Origin of the sequence: Mycobacterium asiaticum (genome assembly GCF_001668675.1) — a bacterium.
GTDB classification, from domain to species: Bacteria; Actinomycetota; Actinomycetes; order Mycobacteriales; family Mycobacteriaceae; genus Mycobacterium; species Mycobacterium asiaticum_D.
Genome location: NZ_LZKQ01000230.1, coordinates 16,316 through 33,104, shown reverse-complemented (window position 1 = coordinate 33,104; position 16,789 = coordinate 16,316). Strand labels below are relative to the sequence as shown.

The window sequence follows — 16,789 nt, the reverse complement described above, 5'->3', positions numbered from 1 at the left end:
GGCGCTACACCGTCAGTGCGAAGTTGGGGTTGACGCCGTAGAGCGCCAACGCGGCGGACAGAACGACGATCTGCACCGATACCAGCGAGAAACGCATCGACCGGCCGACAGCCTCACCGACGCCGACGGGGCCGCCGCCGGCGTTGTACCCGTAGTAGCAGTGGGTCACCATCACGATCGCCGCGATGATGATCGCCTCCAGGAACGACCAGAAGACGTCGTCGGGACGCAGGAACGTTCGGAAGTAGTGCTCATAGGTGCCCGTCGACTGGCCGTAGAGCGCGGTGGTGACGATCTGCGGTGACAGGAACGACATGATCATGGCCAGTGCGTAGAGCGGGATGATCACGACCAGCCCGGCGACGATGCGGGTCGACGTCAGGTACGAGACGGATTTGATGCCCATCACCTCCAGGGCGTCGATCTCCTCACTGATCCGCATTGCACCCAGCTCCGCCGTCGCACCGGCGCCGACGGTCGCCGCCAGCGCGATGCCCGTCACCACCGGCCCGGCGATGCGCACGTTGATCAGCGCGGAGAAGAACCCGGTGAACGCCTCGACACCGATGTTGCCCAGCGATGCGAAACCCTGGATGGCCACCAGCGAGCTACCGGACAGCGTCACGAAGCCCACGATCGCGGCGGTGCCGCCGACGACCGCCATCGCGCCGGTACCCATGCCGATCTGGGCGATCAGGCGCAGCGTCTCCTTGCGGTAGTTCTTGATCGCGTGTGGGATCTGGCCGAGGCTGGTCAGGAAGAACCAGGCGAGCTGCCCCGATTCGTCGACTCCCCGGGTGACCGCGCCCGCGTAGCGGTTGACGTTGGCTACCGCCTTCGGGAACCGCGCCTTAACTACCGTCGATGTCGACATGTCAGCGCCCCGTCCCGAATCGAACCCCGATCGTGGTCAAGATGACGTTGACCGCGTACAACGCGACCACGCAGAGCACCACGGTTTCGTTCACAGCGGTGCCCAGGCCCTTGGACCCGCCGCGGACGGTCAGTCCGCGGTAGCAACCGACCAGGCCGGCGATCAGGCCGAAAGTCGCAGCCTTGATCATGGCGATCAGCACCTCGGGCAGCCCGGTGATGGTGGTGAGCGTGGCCAGGTAGGCCCCGCCCGAAACGTTCTGCAGGTAGACGCCGAACAGGTATCCGCCGACCAGACCCACGGTGATCACCAGCGCGTTGAGCAGGGTGGCGACCACCGTCGCGGCGATCACCCGGGGCACCACCAGGCGGTGGATCGGGTCGATGCCGAGCACCTCCATGGCGTCGATCTCTTCCCGGATGGTGCGGGCGCCGAGGTCGGCACAGATGGCGGTCGAGCCGGCCCCGGCGACCACGAGCACCGTGGTCAGCGGACCGAGCTGGGTGACGGCGCCGATCGCCGCGCCGGCACCAGAGAGGTCGGCGGCGCCGAACTGGGCGAGCAGCACGTTCAGCGTGAAGATCAGCAGCACGGTCAGCGGGATCGAGACCATGATCGTGGGCAGCAGGGCGACCCGCATGATGAACCAGCACTGCAGGATCAGCTCGCGCCACTGGAACGGCCGGCGGAACAGTGCCGCGCCGGTCAGAACACACATCCGGAAGAAACCGCCGATCATCGTCAGCGGTGTTTCGAGTTGATCGCGCAGATAGCTCACCAGGCGGGGACGCGAGGATGAGGATGTCGTCACGATTGCCCCCTCACAGCGGAAGCAGAAATGCGACGGCGCTGCGGCGGATGGTGTCGCACGCCTCCTCCTTGCCCCGACCCAAAGTGTGTGACCAACGGCTCCCTACCGACAGGTAGTAACGGAGACCACAGGAATGTACCCGATGGTCGGCTAGGTGTGTATACCAACTCGGCAATTGACGTCACGTCAGCACCCGGCAAACATTTTCTGGCCCGTCGACTTCCTCTCATGACGCAGAACCCGTTGACGCAGAACGGTTTTCGGAGCCGTCCCGGGCCCCGTACCGCAAACGCAATTCGGTTTTGAGGACCTTCCCGGCGGGGTTGCGGGGCAGGGCGTCTACGATCTCGAGCGCCTTGGGGTGCTTGTAGCGCGCGAGCCGCTCGGTCAGGTACTCATCTAGCTCTTCGATCGAGAGGGGTCCGTCCGTTACAGCGGCGACCGCGATCGGCACTTCGCCCCATTTTTCGTCGGTCCGGCCGATGACGGCGACCTCGACGATGCGGGGGTGGCCGGCGAGCACGTTCTCCACCTCGGCGCAGTAGATGTTCTCGCCGCCGGAGATGATCATGTCCTTCTTGCGGTCGACGACCCATACGTAGCCGTCGGCGTCCATCCGGACCAAATCCCCGGAATGGAACCAGCCACCGGCGAAAGCTTCCGCGGTGGCCTCCGGGTTGTTCCAGTACCCGTCCATCAATGTCGGTGCGCGGTAGACGATCTCACCGACCTCGCCGATCGCCACGTCATTCATGTCGTCGTCGACAACCCGGGCCGCGACCGTCGGGATCACCCGGCCGACCGAGCCGCGTTTGCGGATGGCGTCGTCACCGAGCAGCATGCAGGTGACCGGCGACATCTCGGTCTGGCCGAAGGCAGCCAGGATCTGCGTACCCGGAAAGATCTCGGACATCTGGCGCAGCAACACATCTGGCGCCGGCGCGGCGCCCCACGACATCACTCGCAGCCGCAGCTCCCGCGGCCTGGCCTGCTGCTCGGCGCACACCGCCTGCCACTGCGCGGGCACCAGGAACAGGCCGGTGACCCTTTCGGCTTCCAGCACGTCGAGGAGTTGCCCGGGATCGAACGCGCCCAGCGGATAGATCACCGTCGGCAGGCCGAGCAGCATCCCGGAAAGCAGGTTGCCGACGCCGGCGATGTGAAAGAGCGGGACACCGATGAAGCCGACGTCGTTGTTCAGGTCGACGCCGCTGGTGTACAGCATCGTCATCGTCTGACCGGTCAGATTGGCGTGGGTGAGCACCGCACCCTTAGGCCGGCCGGTGGTGCCGGAGGTGTACATGATCAGGGCCGGCGAGTCATTGGGGATGTCCACCGGCTCGGGCTCATCGCCCGCCTCATTCATAAGGTCTTCATAGAAGAGGACATCGTCGTCGCGCGTCGCCCCGGCGGCATGCCCCGCGACGATCACCGATTTCAGCAAAGGCGCGATCCCGCGGACACCCGTTGCCACCGGCGCGAGCACCGACTCGGTGATGATCACGCGGGCGCCGCTGTCCTCCACCAGGAAGGCGATCTCGCTGGGGGTGAGCCGGAAGTTGAGCGGGACGGCGATAGCGCCGAGCAGGTTGGCCGCCAGCACCGCCTCGACGAACTCGGTGCGGTTCAGCATCAGGATCATCACCCGATCGCCGAATCCGACGCCGCGACGATTCAGCGCGCCGGCCAGCGCCACCACCCGTTGCCGCAGTTCGGCCCATGTCACCGTGCGCCCGAGGAATCTCAGCGCCGGGGCCTGCGGCTGCATCATGGCGTGCCGTTCGAGCTGATTGACCCAGTTCTGGCGCCGGGCGCGATAGGGCTGCTCGAGAGCGAGGCCCTGAGCCTGTCCGGACGTCTCAGTCCGGTGGCTGGCCAGTTGCGCGGTCAACTAGTTCCCCTCAAGTCCCTTAGCTGTCTTCCGTTTACATACGCACCGCTTGCGCCAGGCTGATATTTGATAAAACATGTGTTGTCTGGGTCACATTAACGGGCCTGGAAGTCCTTAACAAGAGCCGGATAAAAGACCCGATACGCCGCTGAAAGGCCTGGCAGGCCACGTGAACGCACCTCTTTCGGCTGCCCCGGAGCCGAAGTCCCGGAAGCGCCGTCCACTGCGCCGGGCACAGCTGTCCGATGAGGTGGCGGGCCATCTGCGCACCGCGATCATGTCCGGGACGTTGCGGCCCGGCACCTTCATCCGGCTGGACGAGACCGCCGCCGAACTCGGAGTGAGCATCACGCCGGTGCGCGAGGCCCTGCTGAAGCTGCGCGGCGAGGGGATGGTGCAGCTGGAGCCGCACCGGGGGCATGTGGTGCTGCCGCTCACCCGCCAGGACATCGACGACATCTTCTGGCTGCAGGCGACAATCGCACGGGAGCTGGCCGTCACCGCCACCGACCGCATCACCGAACGCGACATCGCCGAGCTCGAACGCATCAACGACCTGCTCGCCGCGGCGGTGACAGCCGCCGACACCGAGGCCATCGCCTCGCTGGAGTTCTCTTTCCACCGCGTCTTCAACCAGGCCAGCGGCCGGATCAAGCTGGCCTGGTTCCTGCTGAGCGCCGCGCGCTACATGCCTGCACAGTTGTATGCCGCCGATCCGCAGTGGGGAGCGTCAGCGATCGACAACCATCGCCGGCTGATCGCCGGGCTGCGAGCCCGGGACGCCGTCGCGGTGGTCGAACACACGGTGTGGCAGTTCACCGACGCGGCCCGCCGGTTGACTGAGACGCTGGACCGAACCGGAATCTTCAGTTCATAGTCAGCTGGCCAGTTGCTCGGCGCGCTGCTTGACGTTGGCGGCCAGCTGGTCCAGCACCTGGTTCAGCAGCATCTTCGCCATCGGCGCGGGCACCGGCATGCTGGGTTCGACGTCGATGTCGACCGTCAGCAGGCTGCTGGCGCCGGTGGCCACCACGCTGAACAGCTGCTCCTGCTTGGCGAACAGATCACCCTGCTGCATCACGGTCTGGATCTGGTTTTCGCCCGGGTAGTAAACGGCGTGGATGTAGACGCCCTCGAAGCCGTTGAGATTGGTGTCCAGCCGGACCTGGCTGGCTCGACCGTCGTCGTAGCGGGCCAGTACCCAGGCACCCTTGACGCCTTCGTTCCATTCCGGGTACCGCTCGATGTCGGAGACGATGCCCATGATGGCGCCGGCGTCGGCATTGACCTCGACCGTCTTGCTCATAACTGGCATTGGCGAAGCATACGTGCGGCAAACGATGGCTAATTCAGGCAGGCGGTGGCCAGCAGGGAGCGGATGACGTCGGGAATCGGCACCGGCCTGCGGCCGACCCGGTCGACGTAGACGTGCACCCAGTGACCCAGCGCGGCGATCGGCCGGGGGTCGTCGGTTGCCGGGTCTTCTTTCCAGATCGCCAAGCGGTAGGTGACGCTGCTGCGCCCCAGCCGGATCACCGCCAGCCCCACGCCGAGCCGCTCCGGGAACGCCAGCTCGGCGAGATACCTACAGCCCGATTCCGCGACGATGCCCAGCTCCGGGATGGTCAACGGGTCGACGCCCGCGCCGCTGGCGATCCAGCCGTTGATCGCGGTGTCGAAGAGCTGGTAGTACACCGCGTTGTTCAGGTGGCCGAACATGTCGTTGTCGGCCCAGCGGGTGAGAACCGGCCAGTGCACCGGAAAGTCGGCGCTGGTGAGATCGTTCGCGTCCGGCACTGACGTCATGGTTGTATTCCAACATGTTTGGCATCCGGGGCGCCGTGCTGCAGCGCATCGGAGCCCCCCGCCCGTACGCGGAATCCCGGCCGATCAGCATCGTGGACGTCGACCTCGACGAGCCGGGTCCCGGCGAAGTTGCGGTACGCATCGAGGCCGCCGGCATTTGCCATTCGGACCTGTCGGTGGTGGACGGCAACCGGGTGCGGCCGGTGCCGATGCTGCTGGGCCACGAAGCGGCGGGGATTGTCGAGGTCCTGGGTGAGGGAGTGAACGACCTGGCCGTCGGTCAGCGGGTGGTGCTGGTGTTCTTGCCGCGCTGCGGCCACTGCGCGGGCTGTGCGACCGAGGGCATGACGCCGTGCGAACCGGGCAGCGCCGCCAACAACGCGGGGACGCTGCTCGGCGGCGGAATCCGGTTGGGCCGCGACGGCCGCCCGGTGTTTCACCATCTCGGGGTGTCGGGCTTCGCGACGCACGCCGTGGTCAACCGGGCCAGCGCGGTGCCGGTGCCGCCCGACGTGCCACCCGGCGTCGCGGCGCTGCTGGGCTGCGCGGTGCTGACCGGCGGGGGCGCGGTGCTCAACGTCGGCAATCCCCGGCCGCGCCAGTCCGTAGCTGTCGTCGGGCTCGGTGGCGTCGGCATGGCCGCGGTGCTGACCGCACTCACCTACGACGGCGTGCGAGTCATCGGTGTGGACCAGTTGCCCGAAAAGCTAGGCAAGGCAGCCGCTTTGGGCGCGCACGAAACCTACACTCCGGAACAGGCGGCGGGCATCAAGGCCGATGTGGTGGTGGAAGCCGTCGGGCACCCGCTGGCATTGGAGACCGCGATCGGGCTCACCGCGCCGGGTGGGCGCACGATCACCGTGGGCCTGCCCCGCCCGGATGCCCGGATCAGCCTGTCGCCGTTGGGTTTTGTCGCCGAAGGCCGGTCGTTGATCGGCAGCTATCTCGGGTCGGCGGTGCCCAGTCGCGATATCCCCCGGTTCGTCGCGCTGTGGCGGTCGGGTCGGTTGCCGGTGGAATCGCTGGTGTCGTCGACGATCCGGCTCGAGGACATCAATCAGGCGATGGATCATCTGGCCGACGGCACAGCCGTGCGTCAGCTCATCACCTTCTGAACGCCCGCGACAGGGCGTCGCCTTGTAGCGCGAACAGGCGTTGCGACGCATGCCATTCCGGCAGCAGCGAATCGAACCCGTGACAGGCGCCGGGAAAGACGTGCAGTTCGGCGGAGACACCGGCGCGCAGCAGCCGGCACGCGTACTCCACCGCTTCGTCGCGAAACGGATCGATCTCGGCGCAGGTGATCAAAGCCGGCACCATGCCGTTCAATTGGGATCGCCGGGCCGGCGCCGACCGGGCACTCGGTGATTGACCGGCCAGATAGTGGCGCCACATCAACTCCGCGCCCTCGCCGTCGAACGCCGGGGTCGCCCGGAATTCGATCTTGGACGGGGTGGAGCGATCGTCGAGTACCGGTTGATGGAGCAGCTGAAATACCACCGGCGGTGACTGGCCGTCCGCAGCCAGGTGCGCCAGGACGGCGGCGAGGGCGCCGCCCGCGCTGCTGCCCGCCACGGCGATCCTTGTCGAATCGACGCCTAATCGGGTTGCGTTGTCCGCCAGCCAGTTCAGCACCGCGACGGCGTCGTCCAGGGCTGCCGGAAAGGGGTGCTTGGGTGCGAGCCGGTAGTCGACGGACACCACGCAGCAGCGGGCGCGGCGGGCCAGTTCCAGACACTGCCGGTGGTCGGTATCGAGGTTGCCCAACGCGAACCCACCCGCGTGGCAGTAGACGACGGCCGGCGCCTGCGTGCCGTCGCCGCGGTAGATGCGCACCGGCACATTGGCGGCGACCTCGTGTTCGACGCTCACACCGGCGGCGTCGTGGTGCGCCTGCGCGCGCTGCTGGTTCATCGACTCACGGATCAGCGGGATCGCGTCGGCGGTGAATACGGTGCGGGTCACCGCGACCTGGCGCAACTCCGGGTCCAGCCGTTCGACCTGCTTGACGCTCAGCGGATCTGCAGGCATTGCCCACCATCGACGACCAATTCAGCCCCGGTGATGAACGACGCTTCCTCGGAGACCAGGAAGGCGACTGCGTCGGCGACTTCGGCGGGACGGCCCAGCCGGCCGAACATCGCCACCGCGGCCAGCCGTTGCTGGACGTCGTCGTCGAGCATCGGGGTGGCGATCGGTCCGGGCAGGACGGCGTTGACGCGGATGCCGGCCGGGCCGAGTTCGGCTGCGGCCGTCTGGGTCAGGCCCCGCAGCGCCCACTTCGCCGAGCCATAGGCGCAGTGCTGCGGGAACGGCCGGACCGCGCTGGTGCTGCAGATGTTGACGATCGCCGCACCATGCTGCAGATGTGGGAGCGCGGCTTGGATACCCAGGAACGCGCCGAAACAGTTCACCCGCCAGGAGTTTTCGAAGTCCGCGGCCGTCTCGTCAGCCAGTGCGCCGCGGTGCAGCAGGCCGGCGTTGTTGACCAGCGTCGTCAGTCCGCCGAATCGGTCGACGGTAGCGGCGACGGCGGCCCCCCACTGCCGCTGATCGGTGACGTCCAGCGCGATGCCGAGCACCGCGTCGTCCGCTGCTCCCCTGACCGCTGCGTCCAGTTCGTCCGCTCGGACGTCAGCGGCCGCGACGGAGTAGCCGCGGTCCCGCAGCCGCTGCACGATTGCCCAGCCTTGCCCCCCGGCGGCTCCGGTGACGAATGCGACTCGCGTCATCGTTACGTGGCCTCCGGTGTGTCGCTGAGTCCGGCACCGGTGACGAACCGGCACCGACGCCGGCCGAACAACCATCGGCCGTCGCGGCGGGTCAGGTCATCGTCGTAGAGAGCCGAACGCAGTTGCTGGGTAACGGCTTGGGTAACAACATTGACGAACAGCACCTGGGAACGCGAAGTGGCGGTGTCGTGGTCGACGTCGATGCGCGAGGCCCCGGTCAGGTGCAGGCCATGGGGTGCCGCGCGAAACATACCGCCGATGTCGTCACGGCCTTTGAACGTTTTCCCGTACACCTGGAATTCGCCATCGGCGGCGAATAGTTGCAGGGCCCCGTCGAAGTCGCCCACGTCGAGGGCGAGCGCGTACTCGGACAGCAGGTTCCGGATCGCTTCGATGTCACTCATTTTCCCGTCGCCTCGCGCAGGTGTTCGGCCGCTCCCCGACGCAGCGCCTGTGATTCCGATGCCAGGGTGATCAGCTGGAAGCCAAGCTCCGCCATCGCGTTACCGGTCTTGCCATCACTGGCATGGATACCGGTGACCAGCCCGGCGGCGCCGGCGACATCGCGGGTTCGGGTGATCGCCTCGAATACCCGCTCATCTTTGGTGGCCCCGAGGGGGCTGGCGCCCAATGAGATCGCCAAATCGGCAGGCCCGAGATAGATGCCGGTTAAACCCGGTACCGCGCAGATGTTTTCGAGGTCGGCCACAGCCGCGGCGGTCTCTATCATGGCGAACACGTTCGCCCGGGATTCGAGTGCGGTTGGATCGAGGCCCAGGCCGGCCCGCAGCGGGCCGAAGCTGCGTACGCCGGCTGGGGGGTAGCGGGTGGCGGCGACCGCGGCCGCGGCCTGGTCGGCTGACTCGATCATGGCGATGATGACGGCGTCGGCGCCGGCGTCCAGCACGCGCCCGATGGGTGCCGGGTCGGCGTTGGGCAACCGGACCGCGGTCGCGATCGGTACGTGTTCGAGGTGGCGCAGCAGGTTCGCGACGTCGGCGTCGTCGAGATACCCGTGCTGGGTGTCGAATCCGACGTAATCGTAACCGGCACGGGCGAATTCCTGTGGTCCGAGCTGGGTTGGTCCGGTCACCCAGCCACCCCAGATCGGCGACTTGGAGTTGTTGCGGAACACACTCACAGCGTGACCGCGATCTTGACCCGCTCGGGGACCGGTTGGCAGGCCAGCTCGAACGCATCCTGGACGTGGTCGACGGGGAACGTGTGGGTGAGGTAATTCTCAAGCAGGCCCGGGTGTTCGGCCGCGAACCGGCTCGCTGCTTCCAGAACCCGCCGACGGTCCAGCGTGACACCGGATTTCAGGGTCAGGCTCTTGCGCAGCATGGCCCGCATATCGATCGGATACGTCGGGTCGTCGGCGACCCCGAAGTAGAACACGGTGCCGCCCGGTGCGACGGCTTCGATGGCGTGCCCCAGGGTCGCCACCTGGTGTCCGACCGCTTCGACCACCACGTCGGGCCGGTCCTCGGGCGCGAGTTGGCTTACCCACCTGTCGCTGGTTGCCCGCACCGCGTCGTCGACACCGTAGGCGTACGAGAGCTTTTCGCGATCTACCGGATCGATCCCGGTCACCCGCCGGGCTCCGGCGGCCTTAACCACGTAGGAGAAGAGCAGTCCGATAGAGCCTTGGCCGATGATGGCCACGTGGCGTCCGGTGAGGTCCGGCAACTGTCCGCATGCGTAGAGCACGCAGGCCAGCGGCTGCAGACCGACCGCCTGCGCGGGAGTGAGGGCGCTGTCGTAGCGGGCCAGCCCGTCGCCGTCGCTGATTACGCGCTCCATCAGGCCGTCGAATCCCGATGCCCAGCCCACCACGCGGTCACCCGGCCGGTGCTCGGGATGCCGGCTGGCAATGACTTCGCCGGCCACCTCGTGAATGGGGAAGCCGTCCTTCTCCGCGGCGCTGCGTCCGTCGTCGCCCGGCAGCCGTCCCTTGGCGCCGCGGAAGCCGGGCAGGTCGCTACCGCAGATACCGGCGGCCTGAAACCGGAGCAGCACTTGGCGATCCGCGAGGCATTCGGGCGTCTTGTCCGCGATCGTGGTGCGCTCGAAGAGGTAGGGAGCGATGATCCGGTAGGACCACACGTCACACCTCCACCGGAATGTTGTTCCAGCCCCACTGGAAGCTGGAGGGCAACCGGGTAGCGTCGCGGTCGCGGACGCCGAAGTCGGGAACCCGGCGCAGCCATTCCTGAACCAGCACGGCGACTTCCAGTCTGGCCAGATGGTAGCCGATGCAGAAGTGCTGCCCCCGCCCGAAGGCCAGGGAGCGCTTGATCGGGCGGTCCCAGATGAACTGGTCGGGGTCGGGGTACTCCCGCTCGTCACGGTTCGCCGACGCCAGCAGCGTGATGATGCGTTGCCCCGGCTCAATGGTGTGGCCGTGCAAGGTAAACGGCTTGCGCGCGGTGCGGGCAAACCATTGCGCCGGTGCGCAATAACGGATCATCTCTTCGCGGGCGACCGGCACGTTGGCGGGCGGGTCGGCGCGGACCGCCGCCAGTTGCTCGGGCCGCCGGCTGAGTTCCCACAGTCCGTGGGCGACGATCTTGGGCACGGTTTCGGTGCCGCCGATGAAGATGCACAGCGTCTGGGTGGCCACTTCGGTGTCGTCGAGTGCACTGCCGTCGGGCAGCCGGTAGGCGAGCAGGCCGTCGACGACGGGCAACGCGTCGTTGCGCTCCGCGCGACGACGCTCGACCACCGGAACCAGGAAGCCCAGGTAGTTCGGCCGCGCCTCGGCCGTGTCGACCCCTTCGCCGGGTTCGGCCAGGCTGCCGGCGTTGACCGCGGCCAATACCTGCGGAGCGAGATCCGTTGCGATGCCCAGCAGTTCGCAGACGATCGTAGCGACCACGATGCCGCCGTAGTCCTGGGTCAGATCGAAAGAGCCTCGCGGGATCAGCTCGTCGAGGCGTTCGTTGGCCAGCGCGCGGATCCTGCCCTCCAGCGACGCGACCGACTTGGGCCGCAGCGGTTGAGAGTGAGCACGCCGGATCTCGCCGTACAGGTCCGCGTCGAACACCGCATGGAACGGCAGCGGATGCAGTGGCGGGTCGGGCACCGGCCCGGAATTGTGCTGAGCCAGAACGGATGCCGCCGGCAACGTTCCTTCAGAGGCGACAAAGGTGCCGTCGTTGACTTCCAGCACCCGCCAGATGTCGTCGAGGCGGGACAGCGCGTAGGTGTCCCACTGCGGCATGTAGTAGAGCGGATGTTCGTCGCGCAGCGTGCGGTAGTACGGCAGCGGGTCGGCCATCACCTGCGCGTCGAACGGGTCGTAGGAGAACCTCACTGCAGTGGCGACGGCGGTAGCGCCTGCAGGATGGAGTCCTCCCAACCGTCACGCAGCGCCGGGGCCACGCTCATCCAGGTGACGATCTCGGCGGGCGGGCTGTCCTTCCAGGACGGGTAGTGGTTGGCAAAGCATTCCCAACCGCCCTCCAGCGCCCAGTAGTGGATCACCTCGTTGAACCGGAAGGTCGTGGTGAAGGAACCGAGCCAATGCTTGCCGGTGCGCTCGGACCACGGCACATACAGCCGTTCCAGTTCGCGGATGTAGTCGTCCTGCCGGCCCGGCTTGGTCTGCATGATTTCTTGAATGACCAGCGACGCATCAAAATTGGTCTCGCGCAGCTGGGCCAGGGTCCTGTTGCTCGGTCCGGCGTACATGATCCGGCCCTCCCCCTTGGCGCCGATGTCCGCCAGAAACGCCGCCCACTTGCCGGCCGCGGCCTCGTGGCTGCCGCCGCGGGTCTGCGCGGCCCCGATCCGGGCATAATCGGCGAACGCGTCGATCTCCCAGATGATCGTCACTTGCGGCCAGTGCCCGTTGTAGGGCGTGCTCTCCCAGATGGAGAAGAGCCGGGCACCCAGCTCCTCCATCAAGGGCTGATAGGTGTCGACGAAGACCTCGGTGAAGCGATCGCTTCGCCCGGAGCCCAGCTCGATCGTCTCGTGCAGGTAGAGCAGGGTGTGGCCGAAATACTTCTTCATCGCAATGCGTCAGCCCAGCCAGGCTGAGCCAGTGAACAAGGTTTCGGTGGGATCGATTGACCGGTAAGCGATTCCGGCCGCCCGCAACGCCTGCCCCTTGAAGGCCCGGGCCGCGGCGCTGAGCTGGTACTCGGTCCGGACGAGGCCGCGCTCGATCCCGAGCGGCCAGCCCTGGCCCCATAGCGCGACTTCGACCAGCCGGTTGCCCGTGGCCTTGCGTATCTTCTCGCGCAGGCACCCGTGGGCGATGAACGCCTCGCCGCTGACGGCGAGACTCTGGCTCAGTGGCGCCGAGGGCTCCAGCTCCGATTCCAGGTCCAGCACCTGCACGCCGAGGATGCGCAGCGACCGGTCGCCGCCTTCGCCGCGGCCGTCGCCCGGCAGCATCACATTCACCTGCCAGCCCGCCATCACCCGGTCGAACAGCCAGCCGCCGGCGGTCTGTACGACGTCATCCGGCCGAGCGGCGAATACGTCCAGCCGATGCCGCAGCACCTCGCCGTCGGCGGAGGTCCGGCGAGCACGGTTCGCAGGGCGCCCGCTGATGTCGAACGTTGGAGTGACCATCGATCCCTTCCTCGCCGCGCTGTCAGGGCATTGGACAGCGTGACAGTTTTAGGGAGATTTGTAAAGCTACCGCGGGCACTCAGGGCGCGCGCCGGGCGGCCAGTTCAGCGAGGACCTCGTCGGTGTGCTGACCGAGCGCCGGCGCCACCGACCGCGGTGACCAGGGCGTTCCGCGAAAATCCGCCGGGGTGGCCACCATCGGCACGCTGGAGTCGCCGTCCGGCACGTCGACGATCCCGCCGGCGGCGTGGAACTGCTCGTCGGCGACGACATCCTCGATGGAATTGATCGGCGACCAGAAGAAATCCGGCTCGGCCGCGAAGAGTTCCGACCACTCGGCCAGCGGCTTGGTCGCGAAGAGCTCGTCCAGTTCGGCGATGAGTTGCACCGCGTTGACGGCGCGCCCGCGCGCGTTGGCATACCGCGGGTCGTCCAGCCACTCGGTCCTGCCCACCACTCGGCACAACGCGGGCCAGTGCCGGTCTACCTCGAGGCCGACGATCCAGAAGCGCCGCCCGTCGCCGGCGGCGTAGTTGTTCATGCACGGGTTGCCCATGGAGGCGCGCTGTCCGATCGCGATCGGCTGACCGGTGAGCAGGTAGGTGTTGAGGTCGAAGCTCACGGTGTAGGCGCCTTGGCGGTACAGCGAGGTGGACACCAGTTGCCCGGCGCCGGTGCGCTCACGGGCCAGCAACGCCGCGCAGACCGCCGCCGCCAGGGTCATCCCGGCCGAATGGTCACCCATGCCGCCACGCTGGAAGGGCGGCGTGTCACCGGGCCTGGTGAGCAGATGCGCGATGCCGCCGCGCGACCAGAAGGCCGCCACGTCGTAGGCCGCGCGGTCGGCGTCGGGCCCGCTGTCGCCGTAGCCGGTGATCAATCCGTAGACCAGTCGGGGGTTCGCGGCCGACACCGACTCATAGTCCAACCCCAGCCGCTGCAGCGCCCCCTGTCGCACGTTGGTGATGAAAACGTCTGCGTCGGCGAGTAATTCGAGGGCGGTGCCGCGACCTGACTCGGTGGTGAGGTCCAGCACGATGCTGCGCTTGGAACGGTTGTCCATTTCGAACGGCGGGTTCACCCCGAGGTCGCAACCCAGCATCCGCCCGAAGAGCCGCCCGGGATCACCACTCGGCGGCTCGATCTTGATGACGTCCGCGCCCCAGTCGGCCAGGATGCCGCCCGTCGCCGGCCCCGCCACCCAAACCCCGAGCTCGACGACCCTGATGCCTTCAACCGGTCCGGCCATGAACGAAACCCTAACCGCGCACTAGAAGGGTGGATCGTCCGGACCGGATGCGCACCTGAAAAGGTAGAGACGAGCGCCTACACACCCGGAGGAACACCATGAGCCTGGTCGCCGGCCGCGGGCCACTGAGTGCCGATCCAGCGGGACGCTTCGCGCCGCCGATACCCGCAGAGGTGGTGTACATCGAACCTCATCCGCGCCGGATTCAGGCCGTCCACCAAGGCCGGATCGTCATCGACACCGAGAAGGCGCTCCTGGTGCATCGGCGAAATCGTCCGCTCAGCTACGCATTTCGCACCGAAGACATCACCGGCCTGCCTACCGAGCCCGAACCCGAAGCGTCCGGCTACGTGCACGTTCCGTGGGACGCGGTGGACGCCTGGTTCGAGGAGGGCCGCAAGCTGGTGAACTATCCGCCGAACCCCTATCACCGGGTCGACTGCCGCCCGACCAGCAGGCGCCTGCGCGTCACCATCCACGGCACGCCGCTGGTGGACACCGACGACACCGTGATCGTCTTCGAAACAGCGCTCGCACCAAGGCTTTACGTGGCAGCGAAGCACGTCCGCACCGACCTGCTGCAGAAGACCCATACTTCGTCGTACTGCAACTACAAGGGCGTCGCCGCATACTGGGCGGCCAGCATCGATGATCACACGACCGTCGCGGACATCGCCTGGAGCTACGACGAACCGCTTCCCGAAAGCGCCACCATCAAAGGCTATTTGAGCTTCGACGCGGAAAAGGTTCAGGTCGAGGCGGAGTTGCCGGAGGCACCGTAAACCGGGCGCCCCAGCCGCAGTTCCTGCTGAGCGATCATGTTGCGGAACACTTCCAGACTGCCCCCGTAGATCCCCATCGGCAGGGACAACCGGAAAAGGTGTTCGGTCACACCATCATCCGGCGATCCCTTGACTTCGGTCGGCAAGGCCGACGCCGGCCCCACCAGATCCATCAGATCGGCGGCAATGTCACGCATCGTCTGCCCGATCGCGACGCGGCCGTACATGCTGGGCGTGGACAGCGCCGCCTCGACACGGGCGAAGTCGCGTCCGAGCCGGTGCAGCGCGGCGTCGTCGCCCACGGAAACCAGGGCGGCGACCTGATCGACCGCCTCGGCCATCAGCATCGCGTGCCCGGCCATCGCGGCCACATCGTGCAGGCCCTCGTCGTCACGTTCGGTCAGGCCGTGTTCGGCCGCGAGCGCCGACCGCATCACCGTCCAGCCGTCGTTCACGCCGCCGATCCGGTAGAGGTCGTCGACCCGGACGTTGCTGTAGAAGACGATGTTGGTGCGATCGCCGTCGAGGGTACGGATCCCCTGAATGTCGATGCCAGGCGAATCCAGCGGGACCAGAAACATGGTCAGGTTCCGGTGTTTGGGCCTTTGGGGATCGGTGTTGGTAAGCAGGAAGACGTATTTGGCGTTCTGCGCGTTCGAGGTGAACATCTTGGAGCCATTGATGATCCATGAGCCATCCGCCTCCCGCACCGCGCGGGTCTTGCAGGTGGCGACGTCGGAGCCACCCTCGGGCTCGGTGTAACCCAGGCACAGCCGAATGTGCCCGGAAAGCACGCCTGGCAGCACCGTGTCCACCAGTTCCAGCTGGGCGAATTCGGCTACCAAGCGCGCGACCGCCGACGTGGTGCCCCAGTGATACCACGGGGTGTGCGCCCGGCCGATCTCGAGGTTGAAGATCCGCCGCCGCACCGCGGTGAAGCCGCCCTCGGCTTCGGGCATGAAATCCCCGGCCAGGTAACCGGCTTCGCCCAACGCCAGATGCACGCCCTCGTCGAAGTTTTCACCGAACTCGCGATTTCGGCGGCGCACGTCGTCGGTGACGTGTTCGGTGACAAAGGCCCTGGTCTCCCGATAAAAAGCCTCGTCTTCATCGGAGAGTGTGACGCGCGCGAAATCCATTCAGATCACATCGATTACCAGCGAGCCGAACCTGTCGATACTTTCCACCGCATGCGACACGCTGTCGCCGGGCAGTCCGACCTGTAACCAGGTGACACCCAGTGCCGCAAGCTTTTCCACACCCGCCAGGTATGCGTCGGCGTTGAAGTCGTCGGCCGCGGGGCTGCCGCCCTCGAAGTTGGTAAAGGTGATGTCGATGGCCGTTGGGTCCTTAGCGGCCGCTTCGCACCGCCGCCGCAGGTCGTCGATGCCGGAGGCGAGGGCGTCCACCGAATCGATGACAGCGGTGCCCGCGGTGCGCGCCAAGCCCGCCGGCGCCGCGAACGGACACCAACCGTCACCATGCTCGGCCACTCGCTTGCGCGCCGCAACCGTATTGCCGCCGATCCAGATCGGTGGGTGCGGCTGGGAGGTAGGACGCGGGTGCGCGGTGATCCCGCGTGCGGTGAAATGCTTTCCCTCATAAGTGATGTCGTCACCGGTCCAGACCGCGCGAATCACTGCCAGAGCCTCTTCGAACAACTCGGCGCGCTCGTCGTAATCCACTCCCAGCGCGGCGAATTCCTTCTTCAGGTAACCCACCCCCACCGCCAGCGTGAACCGGCCACCCGAGAGCAAATCGAGTGTCATCCCGGATTTGGCCACCACGAACGGATTTCGGTAAGGCAAAACCACCACGTTCGGAATCAATCGCAGGGTGGTCGTATGTGCGGCCGCAAAGCCAAGAGCCGCAAACGGATCCAGGGCATCGTGTCCGCCCGCGTCCAGCCAGCGTTGGGACGGGGCCGGATGATCGGTGAACCCGAACCCGTGGAATCCCGCCTTCTCCGCCGCGCCCGCCACCGTCGCGATACCCGACCCACTGGCCAGCTCCGGGTTGTACGGATGGCTGTGCATGGGGTGGGTGATGGTGAAGCGCAT

At 66.9% G+C, this 16,789-nt stretch carries 19 protein-coding genes; 3 read left to right on the top strand and 16 right to left on the bottom strand.

What is annotated here, in order from left to right:
* Positions 1–4: 4 nt before the first annotated feature.
* The 3 genes from A9X01_RS19840 to fadD5 all read right to left on the bottom strand — a co-directional run bounded on the left by A9X01_RS19840 (position 5) and on the right by fadD5 (position 3,576).
* Entirely contained in the window at positions 5–874 is an 870-nt protein-coding gene (locus A9X01_RS19840) for an MlaE family ABC transporter permease (protein ID WP_065034648.1), read from the bottom strand.
* Position 875: 1 nt separating this feature from the next.
* Positions 876–1,613, bottom strand: coding sequence for an MlaE family ABC transporter permease (locus A9X01_RS19835; protein ID WP_390176232.1), 738 nt, complete (start codon positions 1,611–1,613; stop codon positions 876–878).
* Positions 1,614–1,911: 298 nt separating this feature from the next.
* On the bottom strand, positions 1,912–3,576 hold the full coding sequence (gene fadD5, locus A9X01_RS19830; protein ID WP_065122383.1) for a fatty-acid--CoA ligase FadD5: 1,665 nt from the start codon (positions 3,574–3,576) through the stop codon (positions 1,912–1,914).
* Positions 3,577–3,745: 169 nt separating this feature from the next.
* Between fadD5 and A9X01_RS19825 the strand changes: the two genes are divergently transcribed.
* Positions 3,746–4,453, top strand: a complete 708-nt coding sequence (locus A9X01_RS19825; protein WP_065122382.1) for a GntR family transcriptional regulator — start codon at positions 3,746–3,748, stop codon at positions 4,451–4,453.
* Here A9X01_RS19825 and A9X01_RS19820 read toward each other — a convergent pair whose 3' ends face one another.
* On the bottom strand, positions 4,454–4,891 hold the full coding sequence (locus A9X01_RS19820) for an SRPBCC family protein (protein ID WP_036361427.1): 438 nt from the start codon (positions 4,889–4,891) through the stop codon (positions 4,454–4,456). It abuts the gene before it with no gap.
* 29 nt (positions 4,892–4,920) lie between these two features.
* Positions 4,921–5,382 carry an acyl-CoA thioesterase gene (locus A9X01_RS19815; protein WP_065122381.1) on the bottom strand — a complete coding sequence of 154 codons (462 nt, stop codon included), beginning with the start codon at positions 5,380–5,382 and terminating at the stop codon, positions 4,921–4,923.
* A 14-nt stretch (positions 5,383–5,396) separates the two neighbouring features.
* Here A9X01_RS19815 and A9X01_RS19810 point away from each other — a divergent pair, with 14 nt between their 5' ends.
* Complete coding sequence (locus A9X01_RS19810) at positions 5,397–6,497, top strand: alcohol dehydrogenase catalytic domain-containing protein (RefSeq protein WP_065122408.1); 1,101 nt, start codon at positions 5,397–5,399, stop codon at positions 6,495–6,497.
* Here A9X01_RS19810 and A9X01_RS19805 read toward each other — a convergent pair.
* The 9 genes from A9X01_RS19805 to A9X01_RS19765 form a co-directional block, all read right to left on the bottom strand.
* Positions 6,487–7,413: an alpha/beta hydrolase gene (locus A9X01_RS19805; RefSeq protein WP_065122380.1), complete on the bottom strand. Its 927-nt coding sequence runs from the start codon at positions 7,411–7,413 to the stop codon at positions 6,487–6,489. The genes A9X01_RS19810 and A9X01_RS19805 overlap by 11 nt on opposite strands.
* On the bottom strand, positions 7,395–8,114 hold the full coding sequence (locus A9X01_RS19800; protein WP_065122379.1) for an SDR family NAD(P)-dependent oxidoreductase: 720 nt from the start codon (positions 8,112–8,114) through the stop codon (positions 7,395–7,397). Before A9X01_RS19800 ends, A9X01_RS19805 begins: the two co-directional genes overlap by 19 nt.
* A gap of 2 nt (positions 8,115–8,116) precedes the next feature.
* Positions 8,117–8,518: a nuclear transport factor 2 family protein gene (locus A9X01_RS19795; protein ID WP_065122378.1), complete on the bottom strand. Its 402-nt coding sequence runs from the start codon at positions 8,516–8,518 to the stop codon at positions 8,117–8,119.
* Positions 8,515–9,255, bottom strand: coding sequence for an HpcH/HpaI aldolase family protein (locus A9X01_RS19790; RefSeq protein WP_065122377.1), 741 nt, complete (start codon positions 9,253–9,255; stop codon positions 8,515–8,517). Before A9X01_RS19790 ends, A9X01_RS19795 begins: the two co-directional genes overlap by 4 nt.
* Positions 9,252–10,220 (bottom strand): zinc-binding dehydrogenase, encoded by a 969-nt coding sequence (locus A9X01_RS19785; protein WP_065122376.1) that lies wholly within the window; start codon positions 10,218–10,220, stop codon positions 9,252–9,254. The genes A9X01_RS19790 and A9X01_RS19785 overlap by 4 nt, the downstream gene beginning before the upstream one ends.
* Position 10,221: 1 nt before the next feature.
* The gene (locus A9X01_RS19780; RefSeq protein ID WP_065122375.1) at positions 10,222–11,430 is read right to left on the bottom strand and encodes a cytochrome P450; all 1,209 of its coding nucleotides are present in this window, start codon (positions 11,428–11,430) and stop codon (positions 10,222–10,224) included.
* A complete protein-coding gene (locus A9X01_RS19775; RefSeq protein WP_065122374.1) occupies positions 11,427–12,131 on the bottom strand; it encodes an NIPSNAP family protein in 705 nt (234 codons plus the stop codon). Before A9X01_RS19775 ends, A9X01_RS19780 begins: the two co-directional genes overlap by 4 nt.
* A 9-nt stretch (positions 12,132–12,140) precedes the next feature.
* Complete coding sequence (locus A9X01_RS19770; RefSeq protein WP_065122373.1) at positions 12,141–12,698, bottom strand: hypothetical protein; 558 nt, start codon at positions 12,696–12,698, stop codon at positions 12,141–12,143.
* Between the two features lie 79 nt (positions 12,699–12,777).
* Positions 12,778–13,947 (bottom strand): CaiB/BaiF CoA transferase family protein, encoded by a 1,170-nt coding sequence (locus tag A9X01_RS19765; RefSeq protein WP_065122372.1) that lies wholly within the window; start codon positions 13,945–13,947, stop codon positions 12,778–12,780.
* Positions 13,948–14,045: 98 nt separating this feature from the next.
* Here A9X01_RS19765 and A9X01_RS19760 point away from each other — a divergent pair, with 98 nt between their 5' ends.
* On the top strand, positions 14,046–14,729 hold the full coding sequence (locus A9X01_RS19760; protein ID WP_065122371.1) for a DUF427 domain-containing protein: 684 nt from the start codon (positions 14,046–14,048) through the stop codon (positions 14,727–14,729).
* Here A9X01_RS19760 and A9X01_RS19755 read toward each other — a convergent pair.
* Complete coding sequence (locus tag A9X01_RS19755) at positions 14,696–15,868, bottom strand: acyl-CoA dehydrogenase family protein (protein WP_065122370.1); 1,173 nt, start codon at positions 15,866–15,868, stop codon at positions 14,696–14,698. The genes A9X01_RS19760 and A9X01_RS19755 overlap by 34 nt on opposite strands.
* Positions 15,869–16,789 carry an LLM class F420-dependent oxidoreductase gene (locus A9X01_RS19750; protein WP_065122369.1) on the bottom strand — a complete coding sequence of 307 codons (921 nt, stop codon included), beginning with the start codon at positions 16,787–16,789 and terminating at the stop codon, positions 15,869–15,871. It abuts the gene before it with no gap.

Bases quoted from the DNA above. Each gene is read 5' to 3' on its own strand.
- A9X01_RS19840 (WP_065034648.1), bottom strand. From the start codon at position 874: ATGTCGACATCGACGGTAGTTAAGGCGCGGTTCCCGAAGGCGGTAGCC.
- A9X01_RS19835 (WP_390176232.1), bottom strand. From the start codon at position 1,613: ATGATCGGCGGTTTCTTCCGGATGTGTGTTCTGACCGGCGCGGCACTG.
- A9X01_RS19820 (WP_036361427.1), bottom strand. From the start codon at position 4,891: ATGCCAGTTATGAGCAAGACGGTCGAGGTCAATGCCGACGCCGGCGCC.
- A9X01_RS19815 (WP_065122381.1), bottom strand. From the start codon at position 5,382: ATGACGTCAGTGCCGGACGCGAACGATCTCACCAGCGCCGACTTTCCG.
- A9X01_RS19810 (WP_065122408.1), top strand. From the start codon at position 5,397: ATGTTTGGCATCCGGGGCGCCGTGCTGCAGCGCATCGGAGCCCCCCGC.
- A9X01_RS19805 (WP_065122380.1), bottom strand. From the start codon at position 7,413: ATGCCTGCAGATCCGCTGAGCGTCAAGCAGGTCGAACGGCTGGACCCG.
- A9X01_RS19800 (WP_065122379.1), bottom strand. From the start codon at position 8,114: ATGACGCGAGTCGCATTCGTCACCGGAGCCGCCGGGGGGCAAGGCTGG.
- A9X01_RS19795 (WP_065122378.1), bottom strand. From the start codon at position 8,518: ATGAGTGACATCGAAGCGATCCGGAACCTGCTGTCCGAGTACGCGCTC.
- A9X01_RS19775 (WP_065122374.1), bottom strand. From the start codon at position 12,131: ATGAAGAAGTATTTCGGCCACACCCTGCTCTACCTGCACGAGACGATC.
- A9X01_RS19770 (WP_065122373.1), bottom strand. From the start codon at position 12,698: ATGGTCACTCCAACGTTCGACATCAGCGGGCGCCCTGCGAACCGTGCT.
- A9X01_RS19765 (WP_065122372.1), bottom strand. From the start codon at position 13,947: ATGGCCGGACCGGTTGAAGGCATCAGGGTCGTCGAGCTCGGGGTTTGG.
- A9X01_RS19760 (WP_065122371.1), top strand. From the start codon at position 14,046: ATGAGCCTGGTCGCCGGCCGCGGGCCACTGAGTGCCGATCCAGCGGGA.
- A9X01_RS19755 (WP_065122370.1), bottom strand. From the start codon at position 15,868: ATGGATTTCGCGCGCGTCACACTCTCCGATGAAGACGAGGCTTTTTAT.
- A9X01_RS19750 (WP_065122369.1), bottom strand. From the start codon at position 16,789: ATGCGCTTCACCATCACCCACCCCATGCACAGCCATCCGTACAACCCG.